The organism is Bacillus sp. EKM202B (assembly GCF_011066025.1).
In the GTDB taxonomy this organism is placed as follows: domain Bacteria; phylum Bacillota; class Bacilli; order Bacillales; family Bacillaceae_G; genus Bacillus_A; species Bacillus_A toyonensis.
The window spans coordinates 1-23494 of sequence record NZ_JAAMNK010000026.1 but is presented as its reverse complement, the minus strand read 5'-3'; the positions used below and the strand labels follow the sequence as shown (position 1 = coordinate 23494).

Annotated in this window: 18 protein-coding genes, 1 tRNA gene and 2 pseudogenes; 15 read left to right on the top strand and 6 right to left on the bottom strand. The window is 35.0% G+C overall.

Annotated elements, in window-relative coordinates; genetic code table 11:
- The first annotated feature begins 49 nt into the window (after nucleotides 1-49).
- Nucleotides 50-1162: a site-specific integrase gene (locus G9F74_RS23395; RefSeq protein ID WP_165406257.1), complete on the top strand. Its 1113-nt coding sequence runs from the start codon at nucleotides 50-52 to the stop codon at nucleotides 1160-1162.
- Between the two features lie 101 nt (nucleotides 1163-1263).
- On the opposite strand, the gene G9F74_RS23390 is transcribed toward G9F74_RS23395, so the two are convergent.
- Nucleotides 1264-1325, bottom strand: a tRNA-Val gene (locus tag G9F74_RS23390).
- 130 nt (nucleotides 1326-1455) lie between these two features.
- Here G9F74_RS23390 and G9F74_RS23385 point away from each other — a divergent pair.
- The 4 genes from G9F74_RS23385 (at nucleotide 1456) to G9F74_RS23370 (ending at nucleotide 8001) form a co-directional block, all read left to right on the top strand.
- Complete coding sequence (locus tag G9F74_RS23385) at nucleotides 1456-4029, top strand: McrB family protein (RefSeq protein WP_165406256.1); 2574 nt, start codon at nucleotides 1456-1458, stop codon at nucleotides 4027-4029.
- The gene (locus tag G9F74_RS23380; RefSeq protein WP_165406255.1) at nucleotides 4022-5239 is read left to right on the top strand and encodes an McrC family protein; all 1218 of its coding nucleotides are present in this window, start codon (nucleotides 4022-4024) and stop codon (nucleotides 5237-5239) included. Before G9F74_RS23385 ends, G9F74_RS23380 begins: the two co-directional genes overlap by 8 nt.
- 575 nt (nucleotides 5240-5814) lie before the next feature.
- On the top strand, nucleotides 5815-6672 hold the full coding sequence (locus tag G9F74_RS23375) for a hypothetical protein (protein ID WP_165406254.1): 858 nt from the start codon (nucleotides 5815-5817) through the stop codon (nucleotides 6670-6672).
- A gap of 327 nt (nucleotides 6673-6999) precedes the next feature.
- A complete protein-coding gene (locus tag G9F74_RS23370; protein WP_165406253.1) occupies nucleotides 7000-8001 on the top strand; it encodes a LacI family DNA-binding transcriptional regulator in 1002 nt (333 codons plus the stop codon).
- A gap of 88 nt (nucleotides 8002-8089) precedes the next feature.
- Here the strand turns inward: G9F74_RS23370 and G9F74_RS23365 are convergent, their stop codons facing one another.
- Nucleotides 8090-9370, bottom strand: a complete 1281-nt coding sequence (locus G9F74_RS23365; protein WP_165406252.1) for an MFS transporter — start codon at nucleotides 9368-9370, stop codon at nucleotides 8090-8092.
- 495 nt (nucleotides 9371-9865) lie between these two features.
- On the opposite strand from G9F74_RS23365, the gene iolG reads away from it, so the two are divergent.
- The 8 genes and pseudogenes from iolG to G9F74_RS23325 form a co-directional block, all read left to right on the top strand.
- Nucleotides 9866-10891 carry an inositol 2-dehydrogenase gene (gene iolG / locus G9F74_RS23360; protein ID WP_165406251.1) on the top strand — a complete coding sequence of 342 codons (1026 nt, stop codon included), beginning with the start codon at nucleotides 9866-9868 and terminating at the stop codon, nucleotides 10889-10891.
- Between the two features lie 103 nt (nucleotides 10892-10994).
- The gene (gene iolC / locus G9F74_RS23355; RefSeq protein ID WP_165406250.1) at nucleotides 10995-11993 is read left to right on the top strand and encodes a 5-dehydro-2-deoxygluconokinase; all 999 of its coding nucleotides are present in this window, start codon (nucleotides 10995-10997) and stop codon (nucleotides 11991-11993) included.
- A 77-nt stretch (nucleotides 11994-12070) separates the two neighbouring features.
- On the top strand, nucleotides 12071-13534 hold the full coding sequence (locus G9F74_RS23350) for a CoA-acylating methylmalonate-semialdehyde dehydrogenase (protein WP_165406249.1): 1464 nt from the start codon (nucleotides 12071-12073) through the stop codon (nucleotides 13532-13534).
- Between the two features lie 154 nt (nucleotides 13535-13688).
- The gene (gene iolD, locus G9F74_RS23345; protein WP_165406248.1) at nucleotides 13689-15623 is read left to right on the top strand and encodes a 3D-(3,5/4)-trihydroxycyclohexane-1,2-dione acylhydrolase (decyclizing); all 1935 of its coding nucleotides are present in this window, start codon (nucleotides 13689-13691) and stop codon (nucleotides 15621-15623) included.
- Nucleotides 15624-15745: 122 nt separating this feature from the next.
- Nucleotides 15746-16642: a myo-inosose-2 dehydratase gene (gene iolE, locus G9F74_RS23340; RefSeq protein ID WP_016107660.1), complete on the top strand. Its 897-nt coding sequence runs from the start codon at nucleotides 15746-15748 to the stop codon at nucleotides 16640-16642.
- Between the two features lie 128 nt (nucleotides 16643-16770).
- Nucleotides 16771-17658: a class II fructose-bisphosphate aldolase gene (locus G9F74_RS23335; protein ID WP_016107661.1), complete on the top strand. Its 888-nt coding sequence runs from the start codon at nucleotides 16771-16773 to the stop codon at nucleotides 17656-17658.
- A gap of 403 nt (nucleotides 17659-18061) precedes the next feature.
- A complete protein-coding gene (locus G9F74_RS23330) occupies nucleotides 18062-18853 on the top strand; it encodes a 5-deoxy-glucuronate isomerase (protein WP_016107662.1) in 792 nt (263 codons plus the stop codon).
- A gap of 3 nt (nucleotides 18854-18856) precedes the next feature.
- Nucleotides 18857-19231, top strand: a pseudogene (locus tag G9F74_RS23325) (Rpn family recombination-promoting nuclease/putative transposase); the annotation flags it as partial.
- A 291-nt stretch (nucleotides 19232-19522) separates the two neighbouring features.
- Here the strand turns inward: G9F74_RS23325 and G9F74_RS23320 are convergent.
- Together G9F74_RS23320 and G9F74_RS23315 are read right to left on the bottom strand one after the other, a co-directional pair.
- Nucleotides 19523-19681 carry a Phr family secreted Rap phosphatase inhibitor gene (locus tag G9F74_RS23320; RefSeq protein WP_000721407.1) on the bottom strand — a complete coding sequence of 53 codons (159 nt, stop codon included), beginning with the start codon at nucleotides 19679-19681 and terminating at the stop codon, nucleotides 19523-19525.
- The gene (locus tag G9F74_RS23315; RefSeq protein ID WP_016107665.1) at nucleotides 19681-20781 is read right to left on the bottom strand and encodes a response regulator aspartate phosphatase; all 1101 of its coding nucleotides are present in this window, start codon (nucleotides 20779-20781) and stop codon (nucleotides 19681-19683) included. Before G9F74_RS23315 ends, G9F74_RS23320 begins: the two co-directional genes overlap by 1 nt.
- Nucleotides 20782-21151: 370 nt before the next feature.
- Here G9F74_RS23315 and G9F74_RS23310 point away from each other — a divergent pair, with 370 nt between their 5' ends.
- Complete coding sequence (locus tag G9F74_RS23310; protein WP_016107666.1) at nucleotides 21152-21370, top strand: hypothetical protein; 219 nt, start codon at nucleotides 21152-21154, stop codon at nucleotides 21368-21370.
- Nucleotides 21371-21933: 563 nt separating this feature from the next.
- Here G9F74_RS23310 and G9F74_RS23305 read toward each other — a convergent pair.
- Nucleotides 21934-22254 (bottom strand): TM2 domain-containing protein, encoded by a 321-nt coding sequence (locus G9F74_RS23305; RefSeq protein WP_016107667.1) that lies wholly within the window; start codon nucleotides 22252-22254, stop codon nucleotides 21934-21936.
- Nucleotides 22255-22671: 417 nt separating this feature from the next.
- Between G9F74_RS23305 and G9F74_RS23300 the strand changes: the two are divergent.
- Nucleotides 22672-23087: pseudogene (locus G9F74_RS23300) on the top strand (RNA-guided endonuclease InsQ/TnpB family protein); the annotation flags it as partial.
- Nucleotides 23088-23269: 182 nt separating this feature from the next.
- Here the strand turns inward: G9F74_RS23300 and G9F74_RS23295 are convergent.
- On the bottom strand, nucleotides 23270-23494 hold a 225-nt coding region (locus tag G9F74_RS23295), incomplete at its 5' end, for a zinc ribbon domain-containing protein (protein WP_165406247.1).

The window sequence follows — 23494 nt, the reverse complement described above, 5'->3', positions numbered from 1 at the left end:
TAAATTACCATATACAGCACAGTTAAGGACTCCAAGGAGGTTCTTAACAATGACAGGAAGCGTCAAAAAAGATAAGAAAACAGGAAAGTATTTTTATATTGTAGACATTGGTATTGACCCTTTAACAAGTAAAAGAAAACAAAAGAAGAAGAGAGGATTTACTACCAAAAAAGAAGCAGAAAATGCATTAACAATGATACTTTCAGAAGTTCATACTGGGACATATGTAGAGCCTAGTAAGCTACTTTATGGTGAATATCTTGAGAGTTGGTTTAATACGAAGAAGCACAGTGTGGGTATCCAAACAGCGAAAGTGTTGAAAGGGTATTTAAACAGTCGTATCATTCCTTCTTTAGGTAATATCAAACTAGCTAAGTTAACATCATTACATATGCAAAACTACGTCAATTCGCTGCGGAACGAAAGTTTAAAGAGAGGAACAATCGAGAAGATAATCAAAATCATTCGGAACTCTCTTGAGCATGCAATAGATTTGGAGCTGATTACCAAAAATGTCGCAGCTAAAACTAAGTTGCCTAAAAGTGATAAGGAACAGTTAACTGTATGGAATGAACAGGAAGTGCAGTTGTTTTTGAAAGCTGCGCAGGATAGCAGGTATTCTATCGTCTTTCATATGGCTCTTGTAACTGGAATGAGACAAGGTGAATTGCTAGGATTACGATGGAAAGATGTTGATTTAGAAAAAGGGTATTTAACTATTAGTCAAACGTTAAGTCATGACGGGAAGACGTTCTTGGTTGGAGGAAAGACGAAATCAAGTTTAAGAAAGATACTATTACCTGTATCCACAGTAGCAAAGCTAAAGAGACACAGAGCAGCCGTATTAAAAGAGAAGCTAAGTCAAGGTGAAGAATACCAAGACAATGACTTGGTGATGTGTACTCCTTCTGGAACGCCAATTAATCCTGCTAATGTTAGAAGAAGTCTAAACGCTTTGATTAAGAAAGCAGCTGTGCCAAAGATTCGCTTTCATGATTTACGTCATACACATGCAACTTTGCTATTAGCGAAAGGTGTGAATGTGAAGGTGATTTCTGAACGCTTAGGACATAGTAATATCAAAATTACATTAGACACTTACTCACATGTATTGCCAACGATGCAAGAAGATGCAGTTAACAAAATAGAAGAGATTTTGTAGGTAATGTGACCAATTCTGTGACCACTGGTATTTTGGAGTATGAAAGTAAACAAATAAAAACCGCATCAAACGTTAATTTGACACGGTTTCTATCAGTATGACCCCGGAGAGGCTCGAACTCACGACCTCCACCCTGTCAAGGTGGCGCTCTCCTAGCTAAGTTATGGAAAGTAACTACTTTTCATTCTTCAAACCTAATCCACAAAATCTATTAATCTTCACCCAATTACTTCCTTCTTTTTTCCTCATATTCTATAATTAATCTATAAAATTAAATGGGGGTAATTTCCAAGATGAAGCTTCAAATCGTGACCCAAAAAGTTACTCAATTTGAACCCGATATTTCATTACTTGCTGAAAAAGAATCGGGGCGCCAAGAATTCGTAAAACGTTTTCCGTTAGAATCCTTAAGAAATCTAACCATAGAAGAATATGCCAATACTAAAACAAAAGATTGTTTCAATTACTGGCTTGAGCGAAAAAATATTTTAGGCGGCATTGGCGGAGCCAATTCTGCTAAATTCGGTATTTATCTTGCTAAAACTGGTGAGTACTGTAAAAGTTATGGTAAACAAAAAGTGGTATTAAAAGATGAACAGTTACAAGAAGAATTTAGAGTGCTAAAAGAAGGGGTTTGTGAGGCAATACGACTTGCAAAGGAAAGCCAAATCTCTGAAATTCTTAAATTAAATTTACCAATTTATAATATGGTACTGCTAAAAATTTTAAATATTTATGTTCCAGAGAAATTTTTTAATATTTATTCACCACCAATATTGATTGAGCTTGGGAAGGAATTACATATAAAAGATGAATTGCTTACTCCTCAAAATGCAATTGAGTTGAATCATGCAGTGTTGCATGCTATTAAGAAAGACAATGTTTTTTTAGGTTGGTCTAATGAAAAAATTTCAAGATTTATTTGGGATACATTTTCAGAACGAGATAAAGCGCTTGATAAGAATTTAAGCTATTGGCTAGCTGGACATACATATGGAAAAGATCGTTCCATTCAAGATTTTTTATTGAAAAACAATTGCATAGCGATAGGCTTTTTACATGAGGATTTATCTTCTCTTTTAGAAGAAGAAAATATTGAAGATATCATAGATGAGAAGGAAGAAACATCAGCAGGACAAAAAGCATTAAAGCAATTTTTAAAAATGAAAGAAGGGGACCTAGTTGCCCTAAAAACATCATTTACTCGTAAGGTTGATGGGAAGACAAGATCGGTGTTACGAGTTAGTGCTGTTGGAAAAATTACCAAAGATACTATTGATGGTTATGAATTCTCTGAAGAGTACGGACATCTACTTCCTGTTGAGTGGATTAATACTGAAGAGAGAGAGTTCATAGGTTACGGAGGTTATCGTAGTACATTAAATGAAGTGAAAAATAAGAATGTAATTAACTTAGTATTTATGCAGGGAAAGGAAATTAGCAATACGCCCCAAGAATCTAGTGAAATATTAGATATAGATCCAAGAAACTATGTATTTTTTGGTCCACCTGGAACGGGGAAAACATATCAAATTGTTGAACGTGCTCTTGAATTAATTGATAAAAGAACATATGAGGAACTGAAAGCAAATGGACGAGAGGCATTGCAACAAGAATTTTCACGTTTAACTAAAGAAGGGAACATTCATCTCGTGACATTCCATCAGTCCTATGGATATGAAGATTTTATAGAAGGCTTGAAATCTGATGGAAAAGGGAATTTTGTGCCAACGGATGGTATTTTGAAAGAAGCAGCGCTTGAAGCTATGTATGAAGGGATTCAAAGTACAAGTCAGGACTTTTCGAATGAAGTTCGTTTTGAGCAACTTTATGATTACCTAGTTGAAAACGGATTGAAGAATAATATTCAATTTGAATCAAAAACAGGAACGACAAATTTCATTTCATACATATCAGAGCAAAACAATATCGTTGTAACGAGTGAAGATGTAAAAACTAGTTCAATAGTTTCAAAGAATCGTTTACTAAATCTGTATCGCTATGTTCAGGAGCATGATATTGATTGGAAGAATAATATTATGTTTGTTTGTGAGGCGATTGGTGGGTGTAATCAGACGAGATATTGGTCTGTACTAAACTGGATATTAGAAAAAATGGAAGATACAACAGAAGAAGAAAAAATTGAGGTTGAGGGAGAAGAGAAAAAGGTAATTATTCAAAAGGCATTGCTGGAAAACGGTTCCTTTGATTATTCGAATGCGAAAAATCATGTTGTAATTATTGATGAAATGAACCGAGGTAATATTTCTAAGATTTTTGGTGAGCTGTTAACGTTACTTGAAGAGGATAAGCGTTTAACACAAAGTAATGAATTGATTGTTGAGCTACCTTATTCAAAAGAAAAGTTTACATTACCACCCAACTTATATGTAATAGGGACAATGAATACGGCAGATCGTTCCATTGCACTGCTTGATACAGCGTTACGCCGTCGCTTTGTGTTTGAAGAAATCATGCCAAATACTGATCTTCTTGAATCGATTGGCGAAGAAATTGATCTTGCTGAAATGCTTTCTGTTATTAATAAGCGGATTGAAGTACTGTATGACCGCGATCATATGATTGGGCATGCGTATTTTATCAACGCGAAAACTGATAATGAAGTTATAGCTATTTTTCAAACGAAAATCATTCCACTATTACAAGAGTATTTTTATGATGATTGGGAAAAGATCGGCCTTGTTTTGGGTGGAATTGGGAGTTCAAAAGAAGATCAATATATTGTTTATAAAGAAGAAGTTAATGTAAATGAACTGTTTAAACAAAATCCATCTATTTATATTCCCACACTGTACCGAGTAAAACGAAAATTAACAGCACAAGAGCTAATAGCGATTTATGAATAAGACAATTATGGTGCGTGAGGCGTATGAGTGGATTACAGAAAATGACATTACAGTAGACCAATTTGATGAGCTTATACGGTATATTGAAGAAAAATATCCTAATGAACAGGTGATTGATCAGAGGTATAAACGACTTCGCTTTATTAATTATGTTGGCGTGATACAATGTTCAGATGTGAGATACGAAATTATTCCGAAAATAAAACTCGCACCTATTGACGATCGAAAGGCATTGCTAAGAATGCTTTCGGTTACAGGATTTTTGCCGGTTTCATTTTATGAAGAAGTACTAAATGGTGAAGATAGAGGGGAACTGCTTACGGCATTTCTTGCTACATTTCTTACTCGTTTGCTGAGTGAACTCAGAAAAGGGACTTTTAAAACATACGAGCGCCATGAAGAAAATTTAAATACTCTGCGTGGCAAACTCGAGCTTAGTAAACACATTTATAAGAATGTATTTCAAAAAACAAAAGCATATTGTGCATTTGATGAATATACGGAAAATAACTCTTTAAATCAGCTATTTAAATGTGCATTGCTCATTGTAAAAAAGCATACAAAAATACATACTTTAAAACTTTATCTTGAGCGCTGTTTAGGCTACTTAGAACCTGTGGATGTAGTGTATTTCACAGAGAAGGAATTAAAAAGTATTACATTTAACCGACAGAATGAACGTTTTCGTCAAGCTGCTTTATTTGCTAAGCTAATTGTTGAGCGGGCAACGATTTATAGTAAAGGGCGAGGAGCATCATCGTTCTCTTTCTTATTTCAAATGAATATATTGTTTGAAAAATATATTGAAGTAGCATTACAAGAGGCTGTTGGTAATAATAAAATAATCAGTCAACATGCGGAGAAGAGGTTATTACGTAACAAGAAGAGTGGACGCCAGAATATTTTATTAAAACCAGATTTTGTGATTGATAATATGATAATCATGGATACGAAGTGGAAAAGTGCAACAAATAATGGAAGAAGCAGTTATATACAGAGTGACATTTATCAAATGTATGCGTATGTAACTGCGTATAATGAAGTTCAAAGGTGTATATTGCTGTATCCGAAACAGGAGGAAAAAGCTATTCATCCTGTGTGGGAAGTTATCGATACTGAAAAAACTATCGAAATGTGCACGATAAGAATTGATGAATTTTCCGAGACTGTGCGAGAATTAAAAGAAATTCTACAAAAACAAGTTAAATAATTTTTTAAAGACATCCAATTGAATATGGGTGTCTTTTATTTTAGATATCAACTATCATTTTGAAAAGTATGAATGTTTATTTTGTTTTATTGGAGATAACAGCTATGTAAGTCTAATGAAAAAGGGGATTATATAATAAAAGGTTATAAGCCAACTATAGTGAAGAGTGTCAATGGAGGAATAAGAAGATTCTAAAGTGTTTACACGTATGGATCTTCTTATTTTTTTTATTTGTAAAAATAATTAATAACTATATAAAAATCTAGACAAGCATTTAACAGATAAATAGGTTATTTTCTTTAATTCATGTTTTCATAAATATAATTAATGTCTCATAACCCCCAAAATTAAGTATCGAAAAACGAAGAAATCGGAGAAATGGAATACTAATATATTTAGCGTTTTTTGTTTATAAAAAATTGATATAATTAAAATATCCATTATCTATGTAGTGGACATTTAATGATAGAAAAAAATAGTATTAAACCATTTTAATAAGGTGACGATATCACTTTTATATTGAGAAATAGATAAGGTAGAATATCATTGTTTTTATAGCATTAAGGAGGCTACGAATGAGTATAAAGATGATCAGTGGATTTTTGATGAAAAATGGGATTGCAATTGTATCTTTATTTATCGCAACAATAACACTTTTTTTGAACAGAAGAATTTCAAGATTAAATAGTTATAATCAAAGAGGAAATTATAATGTTTTTTATCAAGAGAAAAATATACTAAAAAGATATATGTTTACTTCCAGAATATCAGTTAAAGTAGACAACTCCGCATCTTCTGAAGAAATTAAATTAGATTATGATTTTAAAATAGTTCCTTTGTTAGGAGGGATATATCGGTCCCAAATTTTTGATGATATTGGAAAACGAGAATACATAGGAACAAATAGAAGTGGTCCTGTTATTAAAAAATTTAAATATAAATATAAGCATCCCAAAAAATATGCTAATCAAAACACTCTCGACTTTTCATCTACAGCATGGTATTCATATTTTTCTGCAAATGGGAAATTTGATGAAGAAAAGAGAAAATATGAAAAAAAGTTGTTACGTTATCATCGTTATATCGAAATTACCGATTATTGTGGAAATACAGAAATTTGGTATACTGCTTTTTCATTACTACTAACAAATATCCCAGAAGCAAATGTAAATTGGAAAAGGTGCAATAAAAATATTAGGTTTACACATTATAGATTCGATGATTTTATTATTGTATCATCTAGAGATGTCCCCAAAAATTTGAATGGAGCTTTGCAATTTACAAAAGATTTAAATCAAATATTAGGTGAAATAAATCTTTTTGAATCTAAGAACTTCATTGAACATGGACATGAACATATAAATTATGAATTACAGCGATTTGAAATGAAAGAATATATAAAACTCTTAAATGATACAAAAGATTATCTCTAAACTATATAATCATTAACGTTTTAGTTAGTATTCATTTATAGAAATTATCATCTGAGCAGAAATAAATAGAAATCCAATATCATTTCAAAAGAAAGCCTTGGATCCCGACTTAGATAGAGGGTTCTAAGGCTTTTTTATTTTTCTCATTCATTATGATGTTTCTCTCATTTACATATCCACTTGGATCAAGTAGTTATGTAAATGAGAGAAACTACGCCTAACGAAAGAAGTACTTACAAATTTTAAAAGATTTCCTTGTGTGTACCAAGAAGCAAAATATATTTATGATAAAATATAGAAAAAGATGATTAAGAAGGGACAATCAAAGTGAAACCAACAATTTATGATGTTGCGGAAAAAGCAGGTGTATCAATAGCAACTGTATCCAAAGTAATTAATCAAACTGGGCGTATTAGTGAAAAAACAATAAACAAGGTAAATAAAGTAATGGATGAATTAGATTACCAGCCAAGTAGTGTAGCAGCAGCGTTAACAGGTAAAAAAACATATACGATTGGGGTACTAGTCCCAGATATCTCAAACCCATTTTTTGCAGAAGTAGCAAGAGCTTTTGAAAATAGTGCGCGAGAATCAGGGTATACACTCATTTTATGTAGTACAGACCATCAAACAAAACGTGAGCACGAATACATTGATTTATTATTTAAAAAGCAAGTAGATGGCATTATTATTGCGACGGAGCTAAATGATTATAAACTAGTTAAAAAAATCGTGAACCGAGATTTGCCACTTGTTTTATTCACTGTAGATCATCCTTCCATCACAACTCATGTTGTAACAACGGATGATATGAGGGGAGGCTATTTAGCTGGGAATTATCTGACGCAGAAAGGCCATACATCATTAACGATTATGATGGAGAAGGATAGAAAAAGTAGCTTAGGGAGACTGAATGGTTTCAAACAAGCTCTTACGGATTCAGGGATTTCATTAGCTGATGATGCTATCATTAGCTGCTATTCGACGGTTGAAGATAGCAAACGTGCAAGTAAAGAACTACTTAATTTGCCTAACAGACCTACAGCGGTTTTTGCGTGTACAGATTTAATTGCTATATGTCTTATGAATGAAGCAAGAAAACAAGGGTTTTCAATTCCGGAAGATTTATCAATTATCGGATTTGATAATACAATCTATGCCGAGATTGCAGATCCAGGGTTAACAACAATTGAACAGCCAATTACACAAATGGCGACCTGTACGTTTGAACAACTGCTAAAAACGATGGAAATGAAGGAGCATGCTAAGCAAAAAATTACTATTATTCCTCAGTTAGTAGAGAGATCCTCAGTAAAGGATATTACATGAAAACTTTTTTAATAGCCCACTTGAATGTAAAGAAAAGAAGGTCATCGTAACCATGTGCAGTTATGATGACCTTCTTTTTATTTAGAATTTATACTGAGAATTGCTCTCCACTTTTCGTATTTAAATCCTGCTTCATCTCATTTTCCTTTGGAATAGTAAGGAAATGAGTTAAAAATGCGCCAAAGAAGTACAAGCCAGCAAAGATCCACATCACGCCGCCTACCCCTAATGGACCGATGAATGCAGTTACTACTAATGGACCAACGAATGCCGATAATCCTGAACCTAAATTTAAGACAGACATTGCCGCTCCTTTGTTTTCAGGAGATAAAGATGGGACTAATGCTGTAAGAGGTACATAACCGGCAAGAGTTGCTCCGTAGCAACAGGCAACAAATAATATTGCCCAATAATTATGTCCTACCATTTGTGGTACATAATAGAGTGCAAGAGTTACAATCCCGCAACCAACTCCTCCGAACCATTTAATTGTATTTACCCAACCAAACTTGTCCCCAACAATACCAAAAATAATATTAAACACCATATTTACAAAGAATAGAGTACCCCAAATCTGAAGCCATTCAGTCATCGTAAAATTATATTTCATCATATAGGTAGGCAGGAAAACAACAAATCCAAACTGAGCGGCTGAATTTATAATTTTAACAATACCACCTATCCCAACTTTAGGATTTTCAAATGCGATGGTAATGCCCTTTAGTAGTTCGCTTGATTTGTTAGCGCTTACGGTTTGTGCTTTAAATCTGTCCTTATTTACAACAATTGAGAATAATCCCCCGACGACAACAAAAATTAAGGCGCTCCATAAAGTAGCGATTTCCCCAATCTTAGGAACCATATAGCTAGAATAAAAGGCTCCAATAACACTAAGCCCAAGCTGGAAGACGAACCAGAACCAGCCAACTGCTCTTGAAAGCATTTGCTGCGGAGTACTGTAAGATACCCAAACTAAGAAAGAATAAGCAAATAAGGGATAACCAAATCCTCGTAGAGCGTAGCAAAGTAATATTACGGGATAATTCATATGTTGAATTCCTATACCGATGAACCCAATGGAACCTAAAATGAATGAGACTAAACCAAACGTCATTACTTTTCTTGGTCCCCACATTTGTACAAATACCCCCGAAAACCAGGAAGAAGCAGATACAGTAATTCCGTAAATCGTAAACAGAAAAGCAGCGTGTTCTAGCGTTAAGCCATTCTCAACGAGATAAGGGGATAACCATCCTTGTTCTAAACCATCCCCAATCATAAAAACAATAATCCCTATGTATCCCCAAGTTAAATTAGAAGGGATACCAATCTTGTCCATAAATGTTTTGTTTGAACCAATTGCGTTCATTCTCCCACCACCGATAAATTATTTTTGGTTAAGCGCTTAATTCTTTTTGATAAAAAAAGTATACGCTTACATTATGAGGTCGTCAATGAAATTTTTTGACAATTTACAACTTTCTTTCATAGGGTGCAATCTATTTACTTATCGGACACTAAAATAATTGTGAGTATGAAAAGAAAGAAATAAATTATAGATGGGAGTTTACTATTTAAAAGGCTTAATTTCCTTTGTTATATCAGTATTTTAAAAGAGTATTTTTGTAGCTGTTTAGATTATTTGTTTCTTATTATTACTTTGTTGATGCATGGATTACGATTACTCACGAAATTTGAAATTCGGATGAAAAGAAAAGTATTCAAAAAAATAAAAATGTTTTCAATTTAGAATCAAGTGTGTATAATGAAGAAAAATAGGGAAAGCGCTTAACTAAATTTGGTGTGCTAAACCTTATAGACTTTCATTTTGTTTCTTAAATTTAAATAAAGAGGGAGAAATCATATGAATGTTTTAACGATTGGGATTATTGGTGCTGGACGAATAGGGAAACTGCATGTTGATAATTTGCAGCTTATGCCACAAGTAAAAATTAAAGCGGTTTCAGATGTAGTGATAAGTCATCTAGAAAAGTGGGCTGCAGACAAAGGAATTTCCACTTTGACAACTAACTATCAGGATTTATTAGAAGATCCAGAAATTGATGCTGTATTCATTTGTTCACCAACAAATACACATGCGCAAATTATTAAAGAAGCGGCACTTGCGAAAAAACATATTTTCTGCGAAAAGCCTGTTAGTTTCTCAGTAGAAGAAACATTAGATGCATTAGAAGTGGTAAAAGAACAAGGGGTATCTCTTCAAGTAGGTTTTAATCGCCGTTTTGATCCTAACTTCAGGAAAGTCTATGATCTTATTCAACAAGGAGAAGTGGGACACCCACATATTTTAAAAATTACGTCTAGAGATCCACAACCGCCGAGTATAAAATATGTTAGTTCTTCAGGTGGCTTGTTTATGGATATGATGATTCATGATTTTGATATGGCTAGGTATGTGATGAATAGTGAAGTTGTTGAAGTATTTGCATATGGAACAACATTAATTGATCCGTCCATTCAGGAAGTAAATGATGTTGATACAGCAATTGTCACATTGAAATTTGCGAATGGAGCTTTAGGGGTAATTGATAATAGCCGCCAAGCGGTTTATGGATATGACCAGCGTGTTGAAGTGTTTGGTGAAAAAGGGGCGGTCGCTGCGGATAATTGCTGCCCAACAACTGTGCAAGTGTCAAAAACAGAAGGTGTTGTAAAAGATAAGCCACTTTATTTCTTCTTAGAGCGCTACACGCAGGCTTACATTGAGGAAGTAACACAATTTACAAAGTCAATTATAGAAGGACAAGCTGTTATTTGCAGTGGTAATGATGGGTTACAGGCAGAAAGAATTGCGAAAGCTGCGAAGGAATCATTACTAACAGGAAAACCTGTTCAAATTGAACATAAACAGCCTGCATTAAATCAATAAAGAGAGCGCTTACTTATAGGTAGATAAAGAGTAATGAATAGTAGGTTTATAAAAATATGTACCATATCATTCACTCTTTCATAAAGCATGGGAGGTAGAAACAATGAATCCACTTATTTTTAAAGAAGATTGTCCATTAGACCTAATTGCAGTTGGACGTTTATGCGTTGATTTAAATGCCAATGAAACACAACGTCCTATGGAAGAAACGAGAACATTTACTAAATATGTGGGGGGATCTCCTGCAAATATCGCGATTGGTGCGGCACGTCTTGGTTTACAAACAGGATTTATCGGTAAAGTGTCCGATGATCAAATGGGCCGCTTTATTACAGGGTACTTAAAGGACAACAATATTAATACAGGTCAGATATGTATTGATCGCACTGGTGCAGTGACAGGTCTAGCTTTTACAGAAATTAAAAGCCCGGAAGATTGCAGCATTTTAATGTACCGCGACAATGTCGCAGACTTAAATCTTGATCCAACAGAAGTATCTGAGGACTATATTAAACAATCAAAAGCTCTCTTAATTTCAGGAACAGCTTTAGCGAAAAGTCCTTCTCGCGAGGCAGTATTTTTAGCGCTAGAATATGCGCGTAAGCACGATGTAGTCGTATTTTTTGATGTGGATTACCGCCCTTATACATGGCAGTCAGAAGCTGAAACGGCTGTGTATTACAATCTAGCGGCTGAAAAATCTGATGTCATTATTGGAACGCGTGAAGAATTCGATATGATGGAAAAACTATTAAACTATGAACAATCTAATGACCAAGTTACGGCTGAAAGATGGTTTTCTCATCATGCGAAAATCGTCGTAATTAAGCACGGCGGGGATGGTTCAATCGCTTATACGAGAGACGGTCAATCACACCGAGGCGGTATCTTTAAAACAAAGGTATTAAAGACGTTTGGCGCTGGTGACTCGTATGCTTCTGCGTTTATTTATGGCCTAATGCAAGGGCTTGAGATTCCTCAAGCGATGCGACTAGGTGGCGCTTCTGCTTCAATCGTTATTTCTAAACATAGCTGTTCGGATGCAATGCCAACAAGGACAGAGATTTCTGCATTCATGGAAACGGCTGAGGAAATTGTATAGAAACATCATAAATGAGTAATCAAGTAAGTGCGTATCTTATGTACGCTTCTACATTACATAAAAGGGAGAGAATGAATATGACAGTACAAACAGCACAAATTGTAAAAAACTACATTGGCGGCGAATGGGTAGAATCTTCTTCAACGAAGATGGAAGCCGTATATAATCCTGCAACAGGAGAAGTAATCGCCCAGGTACCACTTTCAACAAAAGTAGATGTTGAACAAGCTGTATTAGCAGCAAATGAAGCATTCAAATCTTGGTCCAAAACAGCTGTGCCAAAACGTGCTCGTATTCTATTTAAATATCAACAATTATTAGTAGATAACTGGGAAGAGTTAGCGAAACTTATTACGATTGAAAACGGAAAAAGCTATAACGAAGCTTACGGTGAAGTTCTTCGTGGTATTGAGTGTGTGGAGTTTGCAGCGGGTGCTCCTACATTAATGATGGGAAAACAGCTTCCTGATATTGCGACAGGTATAGAATCTGGTATGTATCGTTACCCAATTGGTGTTATAGGCGGAATTACACCTTTTAACTTCCCGATGATGGTTCCGTGCTGGATGTTCCCACTTGCGATTGCTTGCGGTAATACATTTGTGTTAAAACCTTCAGAGCGTACACCACTTCTAGCGGCGAAATTAGCGGAATTAGCTGAAGAGGCTGGTGTACCTAAAGGCGTATTAAATATCGTAAATGGCGCACACGATGTAGTAAACGGTCTTCTGGAACATAAATTAGTGAAGGCAATTTCATTTGTAGGTTCTCAGCCAGTTGCAGAATATGTATACAAAAACGGAACAGAAAACTTAAAACGCGTTCAAGCATTAGCGGGTGCAAAAAACCATTCCATTGTATTACATGATGCGAATCTTGAACTAGCAACAAAGCAAATTATTAGTGCTGCGTTCGGTTCAGCTGGTGAGCGTTGTATGGCTGCTTCTGTTGTAACAGTAGAAGAAGAAATTGCTGATCAACTAGTTGGAAGACTAGTAGAAGAAGCAAATAAAATTGTGATTGGTAATGGTCTTGATGAAGATGTATTCTTAGGACCAGTTATTCGTGATAACCATAAAGAGCGTACAATTGGTTACATCGATTCAGGTGTAGAACAGGGCGCTACATTAGTTCGTGATGGACGCGAAGATAAAGCTGTAAAAGGAGCTGGTTACTTCGTTGGCCCAACAATTTTTGACCATGTTACAAAAGAAATGAAAATCTGGCAAGATGAGATTTTTGCTCCTGTTTTATCAATTGTTCGTGTGAAATCATTAGATGAAGCGATTGAAATTGCGAATGAGTCTCGCTTTGCAAATGGAGCTTGCATTTATACAGATAGCGGGGCAAGTGTACGTCAATTCCGTGAAACAATTGAATCAGGTATGTTAGGTGTAAATGTTGGGGTACCAGCGCCAATGGCATTCTTCCCGTTTTCTGGCTGGAAAGACTCTTTCTATGGTGATCTTCATGCGAACGGTACGGACGGCGTTGAGTTTTATACAAGAAAGAAAATGCTTACATCTCGTTGGGAAAAGTAATCATTAAGAGAGAAGTAGAATCTCTCTAGTTGCTTGTAAGCGAAAGTAACGGAAGTAGTAAAACATAAGAAGGAAGTATTAGGAGTCTATCAAATTCCTGATACTCCTTTTTCATATGCAGAATGACTGATAGAACTAGAAAGGAGCAAACAATATGCAAACTGTTAGAATGACGACGGCGCAAGCTTTGGTGAAATTTTTGAATCAGCAATACGTAGAGTTTGATGGAAAGCAACAAAAGTTTATTAAAGGAATCTTTACGATTTTTGGTCATGGAAATGTAGTTGGCCTAGGTCAAGCTTTAGAAGAAGACGCAGGGGAATTAGAAGTATATCAAGGGAGAAATGAACAAGGAATGGCAAATGCTGCGATGGCCTTTGCAAAACAAAGACATAGAAAACAAATTATGGCATGTACTTCTTCTGTTGGTCCTGGATCAGCAAATATGATTACTTCTGCTGCAACTGCTTCTGCAAATAATATTCCCGTTTTACTACTTCCAGGTGATGTATTTGCAACGAGACAACCTGATCCTGTTCTTCAACAAATTGAACAAACGCATGACTTATCTATTTCTACTAATGATGCTTTTCGTGCGGTAAGTAAGTATTGGGATCGGGTGAACCGTCCGGAACAATTGATGACAGCTATGATTCAAGCCATGCGTGTTTTAACGAATCCGGCAGATACAGGAGCTGTAACAATTTGTTTACCACAAGATGTCCAAGGGGAAGCGTGGGATTTTCCAAGTTACTTCTTCCAAAAACGTGTTCACCGAATTGAACGTCGTCTACCTACAAAAGCCAGCTTAGCGGAAGCCGTTGAAATGATTAAGAGAAAGAAAAAGCCAATTATCATTTGCGGTGGTGGTGTAAGGTACGCAGAAGCTGCAGAGGAACTGAAACAGTTTGCTGAGGCATTCCGCATTCCATTTGGGGAAACACAAGCTGGGAAAAGCGCGATAGAAAGCAATCATCCATATAATCTTGGCGGCATTGGGGTAACTGGCAATTTAGCAGCCAATACAATTGCAAAGGAAGCGGATCTTGTTATTGGAATTGGGACGAGATTTACCGATTTTACAACGGCATCTAAGCAATTATTCCAGAATGAAGAGGTTGAGTTTTTAAACATCAATATTTCGGAATTCCATGCGAACAAGCTCGATGCATTGAAGGTGATAGCAGATGCAAAAGAAGCGCTTCTTGCTCTAATAGATGAACTGCAAGCAATTGATTATCAATCTAGTTACACAGTAGAAATCGCTGATGCAAAAGAGGCTTGGGAAAAAGAATTAGCACGTCTACATAATGTTCGCTTTACAGATCAAGATTTTAAACCAGAAGTTGAAGGTCATTTCGATGAGAATTTAAATGAGTATGTAGACGCACTTGGTACACAATTAACACAGACCGCAGTCATTGGACAAATCAATACATTACTTGATGAAGATGCAATTATTGTTGGTGCGGCAGGAAGTCTTCCGGGTGATTTACAAAGAATGTGGGCAACAAATAAATCTAATACATATCACATGGAGTATGGTTACTCTTGCATGGGTTATGAGGTTGCCGGCGCACTGGGTGCAAAGCTCGCTGAACCATCGAAAGAAGTATATGCAATGGTAGGGGATGGCAGTTACCAAATGCTTCATTCTGAGCTTGTCACAAGTCTTCAAGAAAACAAAAAAATTAACGTCTTATTGTTTGATAACTCCGGATTTGGCTGCATTAATAACTTACAAATGGGCAATGGAATGGGGAGCTTTGGAACAGAGTTTCGCTACCGAAACCAGGAAACTCGTAAATTAAACGGGGCTATTATGAAAATTGATTTTGCAGCAAGTGCGGCTGGATATGGTGTAAAAACATATCGCGTTACATCGATAGAACAATTACGGGAAGCACTTAAGGATGCAAAAAAACAAACGGTTTCTACATTATTTGATATTAAAGTATTACCAAAAACAATGACAAATGGATACGATTCATGGTGGCATGTAGGTGTTGCAGAAGTATCTAATAGTCCAAGTGTACAAGCTTCGTATGAGAGTAAAGTAAGTAACTTGCAAAAAGCAAGATCATATTAGATTAGGATACAAAGAGAGCTTTTTATCTACATGCATATTGTCTAGGAAGCTCTCTTTTTAACGAACAGATAAGAGAAGTTGGCAAGATTCTATAACATTTTGTAAAGAGGAGAGACAAGGGGATGTTCAAAGAAAATACAATTAAGCTTGGAATTGCACCAATTGCTTGGACAAATGATGATATGCCGGAGCTAGGAGCAGAAAATACGTTTGAACAATGTATTAGTGAGATGGCACTAGCTGGATTTAATGGAAGTGAAGTAGGGAATAAATACCCGAGAAATACAGTTGTATTAAAAAAATCTTTGGAATTACGAAACTTGGAGATTGCTAGTGCATGGTTTAGTACGTTTTTAACAACGAAGCCGATTGAAGAGACGGTAGAAGAATTTATTAAGCATAGGGATTTCTTGCATGACATGGGTGCAAAAGTCATCGTTGTTTCAGAGCAAGGGCATAGTATTCAAGGTTTAATGGATGTACCACTATTTAAAAATAAGCCTGTTTTTACAGAAGAAGAGTGGGAAAAGCTAGCGGATGGGTTACATCACCTCGGTAAATTAGCTCAGGAAAAGGGGCTACATATTGTATACCATCACCATATGGGTACGGGTGTTCAAACAACGGCAGAAATTGAAAAGTTAATGGATATGACGAATCCAGATCTTGTATCCCTACTTTTTGATACAGGTCATCTTGTTTTTTCAGGAGAAGAGCCGCTTTATGTTTTGAAAAAATATTTACCTCGTATTAAACATGTACATTTAAAAGATATTCGCCAGGAAGTAGTAGATGCTGTAAAGGAAAACGAATTGAGCTTCTTACAGGCAGTGAAGAATGGGGCATTTACAGTCCCTGGGGATGGCGTAATTGGATTTGATGAAGTGTTTACTATCCTTGCAAACTCTGATTATAAAGGATGGTTTGTGGTAGAAGCAGAGCAAGATCCAGCTTTAGCGAATCCTTTTGAATACGCATTAAAAGCTCGAAAATTTATACAAGAAAAAGCAGGTTTGTAATTTAAGCATTTTAAGATTATCCCTAAGTAAATGGTACGGTAATCAACATGTCTTCTTACAAAAGGGGTAAAAAGACGTGACGGTTGGTTTTACATTTAATAAATAATATTGAAATAGGGGAGTATGTAATGCCATTAGTTCAAATGAAAGATATTTTAATTAAAGCAAATCAAGAGAATTATGGGGTTGGAGCTTTTAGTGTCGCTAATATGGAAATGGTAATGGGAGCTATTCAAGCAGCTGAAGAGTTACGTTCCCCGCTCATTCTACAAATTGCGGAAGTTCGTTTGAATCATTCGCCCATTCATATGATTGGTCCTTTGATGGTAGCTGCAGCGAAAAAAGCAACTGTTCCAGTAGCAGTTCACTTTGATCACGGTATGACGTTTGAAAAAATTAAAGAGACATTAGAAATTGGTTTTAGTTCGGTTATGTTTGATGGCTCTCACTATCCGTTAGAAGAGAATATCCAAAGGACAAAAGAAGTTGTGGAGCTTGCGAAACAGTACGGAGCGACAGTAGAGGCTGAGATTGGCAGAGTAGGTGGTAGTGAGGACGGATCAGAAGATATTGAAATGATGCTGACAAGTACTAAAGAAGCAAAAAGATTTGCAGAAGAAACAGATGTTGATGCGTTAGCTGTTGCGATTGGAAATGCGCACGGGATGTACAATGGAGACCCTGATTTACGATTAGACCGCTTGCAGGAGATTAATGGGATAGTCGATATTCCTTTAGTATTACATGGTGGGTCTGGCATTAGCCCAGAGGATTTCAAGCAATGTATTCAACATGGTGTTCGAAAAATTAATGTAGCAACAGCGACGTTTCAGAATATAGTTTCTACGGTTAACACTGCTGTCCTAAATACTCCTTATTCAGATTACTTTACGTATCATCAAGATGTAATTGAGGCCGCATACGAAAACGTTAAAAATCATATGCTCATTTTCGGAAGTGAAAACAAAGCACAACCAGAAAAGCTTTCTTCATTAAATAATAGAAGGAACTCATAATTTAGTTAGCTGACAAAGGTAGAGAATGATAGAGTAGCCAGTGAACTACTCGCCACTTAGCAAAGCTTGAAGTGGGAGCTTCTCAGTTCCACGACGAAAGTAACCTTTCGTCTCCCTGAGCGTTACTTCGGGGTGTTCCACCCCTAGATGTCCAACGCATGGATGCTCTTTTGGTACGGTTGATATTTTACACAGGAACCGAATGGCTTGGTTTTCGCACTCTATTTTCTTCCTGCAACCTTCTATATCAAGTTATCAAAGAACTTCATATAGCAAGTTTATCAAAAGTTTTTGGCTATGCCAAACCGAAAGTCATCTCCCACCTATCGTAGGGCTACGCCCTTCACACGCTTGAGGAAGGAGAATTCTTTCGGGGAATACGTTAAAAAAGGAGGAGAACATCATGTTAGGTAAATTAGGTGAATTAAATGAAGGATATAATGTATTAACAGAAATGAACGGTCATTGCAGTGATATGTTAATGGATATAGGCATATATAAGATGTCTAATGGAAAAGAAGAGCTGTTATTTGATAATAAGAATGAAACGGCAGTACTTTTACTAGAAGGGACAATACGTCTAGAGTGGGAAGGAATGGAACAAGTTATTCAAAGACAGTCTGTTTTTGAAGAAAACCCTTGGTGTTTACATGTGGCTAAAAATGTGAAAGTTACAATTACTGCTCTTTCAGATAGTGAAGTGCTTGTTCAAAAAACAGATAATAATCAAGAATTTGAGTCTAAGTTGTATACTCCAAATGAGTGTCAAAGTGTTGTAGCTGGAGAAGGCGTATGGGAGGGAACAGCCCAGCGTGTTATTCGGACAATTTTTGATTATAATAATGCAGCATATTCTAACATGGTTGTAGGAGAAGTTATTTCTTATCCAGGCAGATGGTCCAGTTATCCACCGCATCACCATGATCAACCGGAGGTATATTATTATCGCTTTAACAAGCCACAGGGATTTGGATGTGCGATGGTAGGTGAGGATGCTTATCGCGTTGTACATAATAGTTTTATTACAATTCCAGGTGAACTAGACCATCCGCAAGCAACTGCGCCTGGATATGCAATGTATTTTTGTTGGATGATTCGACATCTTGAGAATAACCCATGGAATGATCGTATCATGGAGGAAGACCACAAGTGGTTATTAGAACCAAACACGAAAATTTGGCCAGAAAAAGAATAAACGAAAATAAAGTTTTGGGAAAATACATTTGTTCGTTGGATGTTATTATTACCAGCACATGAAGATGAACATTTAACTCAAACGTTGGAGGAGATTGCAATGAATCAAGATCCAATCTTACAAAAGGCAATAAATAAATGGGAAAATATGAGCCATGACTCTTCTTTCCGAACAGCATATGAAGCTCGAGAGAAATTACTTCTAGATGAACAGGCTAAGCTAGCGCATGCAGAACAAAAGGGCATGGAAAAAGGCATTGAGCAAGGTAAGATGCAAATGATCCGAGGAATGCATGAAATTGGCGTACCACTTGAAACTATTGCAAAAGCAAGTAAGTTGAGTGTAGAGGAAATAGAACGTATCTTGAAATTAAAGTAAATATATATGAACCTATAGTACTCATGAATAAAAGAAAGTAGATCCTCATTATCATGGTACGTCTAATCGTAAAGCATTGCTGAAGATTTTAGCAATGCTTTTTCTCAATCAACTTTTTGATATTTTTCATTCTGCTCACAATTATATAGAAAAGTTGATAGAAGAACGTGAATAGTCCGAAACAAATGTGTTTCGGACTAGGGGTTCGATATTTTATCCATTTTATTCAACATTTTTTAAGGATTAAGAGGCTGAATTTTCTGATTTCCGAAGCGAGAAAAATGTATTTCGTTAATCAATAGATACCCCGCTAGAGACAATCGGTTTTGTTGGTGCTGGCGTATCTCCACCATTAAACGAAGAGTTTTGTGATACATTTAAACTAATCATGCTACATGCTAATGCACTTACTACTACCATACTCAATAACACTTTTTTTATTTTTTTCATTACTTTAACGCTCCTTTTCTCAAATGTTTCTTATCAGCATTATTACTAATATAGAAATATTTGCTCGCTTTAACATGATTATTTGCCTCGTAAAATTGGAGTGCTAAAATCTCTGCATATTCTTTTACACAATCCCACATGTCCTCTTTTTCAAAATAAGAAATTGCATCAGTAACAACTTTTTCTAGTTTAATTCTAGGTAGTTCTGTGATTAGTTCATTTAAAACTGCGAAACGATGCTTATATTCCTCATTTCCTGATTCATTTGTATACTTTATTCCTTGCTCGATATATGCTTTTGCTGTTTCAACGCCTTCTAATTTATAATATGCTCTTGCTAAGACAAATAATGCTTTAAAATGGTTCGGTATGATATTTATAATTTCAGAACTCTGTCTAATCGCCAATGGATATAAATCTTGAATATTATATAACCAGCCTAAATTGGATCGTACTCGTAATAATAATTGTTCTTCATCATACTTCTTACAAACATCAATAACCGTATTGAGACATTCTTCCGCTCTTTCAAATTCTCTTAGATCTATACAAGCCAGTCCATATACATTGTCGCATAAAGCAATATTAATTTCATAGCCTACATGATTCCGGTATATTTCTTTGGATTTTACTACATGTTGAATCGCTTCAAATGGTTGATAAGATTGATAACAGTAAGTTGAAAATCTATACTCAAACTCGGCTTTTTCTACTTCATCAGGTATATCAATTAAAAGTTCTTTTGCCTTTTCATAGTGTGTTTTCGCTTCAGTATAATTTGCTAAAATTGTAGAGTGGATTGCCTTAAAGAAATAATAATAGTAAGCTAAAAATGAAAATTCCTCTTTAATATTAGGGAGTTTTTCTATTTGATTAAAAGAATCTTTTGTAATACTCATTCCATCTACCAAGACTTTATATCTAAAATTCAGTAGGGAATAATAGAATGATACATATTGGTCTGTTTCTATTTCCTTTAAACGTTCTTTTACTTGTAGATATGTCTGTTTTGCTTCTTTTACATGATATAAACGAATTTCTTCATACCATTCATGTAATAATTCCATCAATTGCTTATTACTTTTTTCTTGAACAGTCATAATATCCCCCATTTCTCTGTAAAGGCTTATTCTGATAATAACAGGAATTAGATAAATTAAATTTAACTACGATTTTTTTCACTAATATACAGAATATTCTGAATTATAATAATGTACATGCTTTTAAATTTGAAAAAGTATAGTTAAGCCAGTACAAGTTTTGTTAATACTTTTTTTGATTTTGATTTATTAACTGTTGTCTATTGAATACTTCTTATAAAAGGTGGCGTAGCACTATAGTAGAAAAAGAGAGAGCTTATACTGTTATGGTATTGAGAAATACGTAGGGCTTATTAAGCTTCAAGGGATTCCTCGAAAATAAATAGAAGTATATCCATATCTATTTACATTGAAGAAGGAGCGTTAGTTTATGATAAGTTTTGGGATTAATTTACGCAATATTATTAGTTATACACAAGAGAGTAGGAATCTTAATAATATACGGATTTTAAGTAAGTTGGGTATAAGATTATTTGATACATATGGAGAACCATTACCTGTATCAGATGTTAATCGAGAATTAGTAACGGCATTAAAAAGCCAAGACATAAATACGCAAAGATATATATTAAGTCATTTACAAGGTTAGAAAAACTGATATTATGCTGCGTTTTTTCATACATATGTTCTATCCGATAAACCAAGAAGCTATCATCAAAGGTTTGTGGAATTTTATTTTCTTAAATTGAGTGAATTACGTAGTAATATTCTAAAATTATTTAATTCGGTACTATAGTTTGTATCACCATGAAATGTATAAAATTCGTCTATATCAATAAAAACAGAATAGAGAATGTGTAATGAAGTACCCATCCAATTTTTATGTGTATCACAATTGGATGGGTACTTTTTTACTTATTCCAAAATAGGGACAAAGCTAAATGCAACGGATAGTTATCAAAACGCGAGTGTACAAATGTAACGAATGAAATTTCTATTCATAAGTGTGGTTTTTCTATTTAATCAAGTATGATTTAATACTTTCTTAGTTTTGGTTAAGGAAATTTATATACTTAAAGTAAAAATATATATAAATTTAATCCCCCCAACCTTTTATTTTTAAATTTAGATAATAAAAACGTTAAATTAGTCTAAGGAATTAAGGGATATACTGAAGTGTTTGTATAAAAAAACCTCCCAAAGGAGGATTTTTTATGAAGATAAACGTTTTGAAGCAGTCATCTTTTTAACTTTCATAATAATTTCACGTTCTAACATTTCATTTTTCTTACCAATTCGGCTTCCAATAAAGAAAACATCGATTAAAGCCCAAATACCAAGTCCGCCTAGAGTCAGTGTCATAGCGATTGCCATACCAAAATCACGCGCGTAGTAGCGGTGTCCACCAAGTCCGCCTAGGAAAAACCAAATTAGGTAAGCAAGTCCTTTTGATTTTTTCTTTTTCTCAAACTCTGAAGTAACAAGAACCATTTGATCTGTTGTTAAATCTTTTTTCAATAGTAGGTTATCCATCGAAATTCTCCTTTAAAATGCAATATATAATAATTTCGAATATAAATATATAACAATATTAATATAAAATATAATAAAATAGAAAAATTATTGTAAAATCTAAAGTTAATGATAAAAACAAACAAAACGAGATGATTTTTTTCTTATTTAAGAATAAGCCGATAGTAATAATATAACCGCACAATTTGGATTTACATAAAATACAATTTTGTTAATGATATATACACTTTATGATCTTTTATTTTAGTTTTCGTATTTGGGGTTTTCTGAGTAATAAGTTGTATCTTTAAAGTTCAATAAACTTTATGACAGTATAAAAAGGGGAGAAACAGGTGGAACCATTCGTAACCTTGCTATTACATATTTAACGTATTATCCGAAAGAAGCCTCCTTCCTTGAACGTGTGAAAGGAAGGAGCGCTGGAATAAACAACGCATTCGTGTAGCGAATTTGCATGAAAAGGTCGCCAATCAACGTAAAAATTTCCTTCATCACAAGTCAAGAGAATTAGCTGCGAATTTTGACGTTGTAGCCATAGAAGACTTGCATATGAAAGGAATGTCACGAGCACTTCCCTTTGGTAAGAGTATAGCGGATAACGGTTGGAGGATATGTTTACGACATTTTTAGCATATAAGCCACAAGAACAAGGAAAACAGCTTGTAAAGATATATAAATGGTTTCCTTTTACAAAGATGTGTTGTCGTTGTGGAAACAAAAAAGAAATGTCATTATCTGAACGCACGAATGAGTGTTTCTGTGGACTCACAGTCAGTCGTGACTATAACGCAGCTATCAAAAAGGAAGCAATGCGGTTATTAGTATTGATATAAATCGTAAGAAATAACCTTTGGAACAAGGGGGTTAGTTCGTAAGGGATACTAAGTGTTGGGTAGTACACAAGCCGTATCACCTACATTTTAACGAGAATATACTCTAATTGAACTACCCCCACTTTCACTTCGTTTAGAAGAGGGGGATTCCTAAGTAAAGAGTGCTATCGAACTCTAATTTATTAGGCTAGCTCCACAGTCCTTACGGTTAGAAGCCTTATCGCTTCATTCTTTAGATTAATACTTGCGTTAATATCCCTATCATGGTGTGTAAGACAAGAAGGGCAGTCCCATTTACGTAAGTTTAGATTTTTAACGTCTTTGTTTTGATATCCACAACAAGAACATAATTGGCTGGAAGCAAATGTTTTCGACACAACAATGATTTGTTTGCCGTACCATTTTGC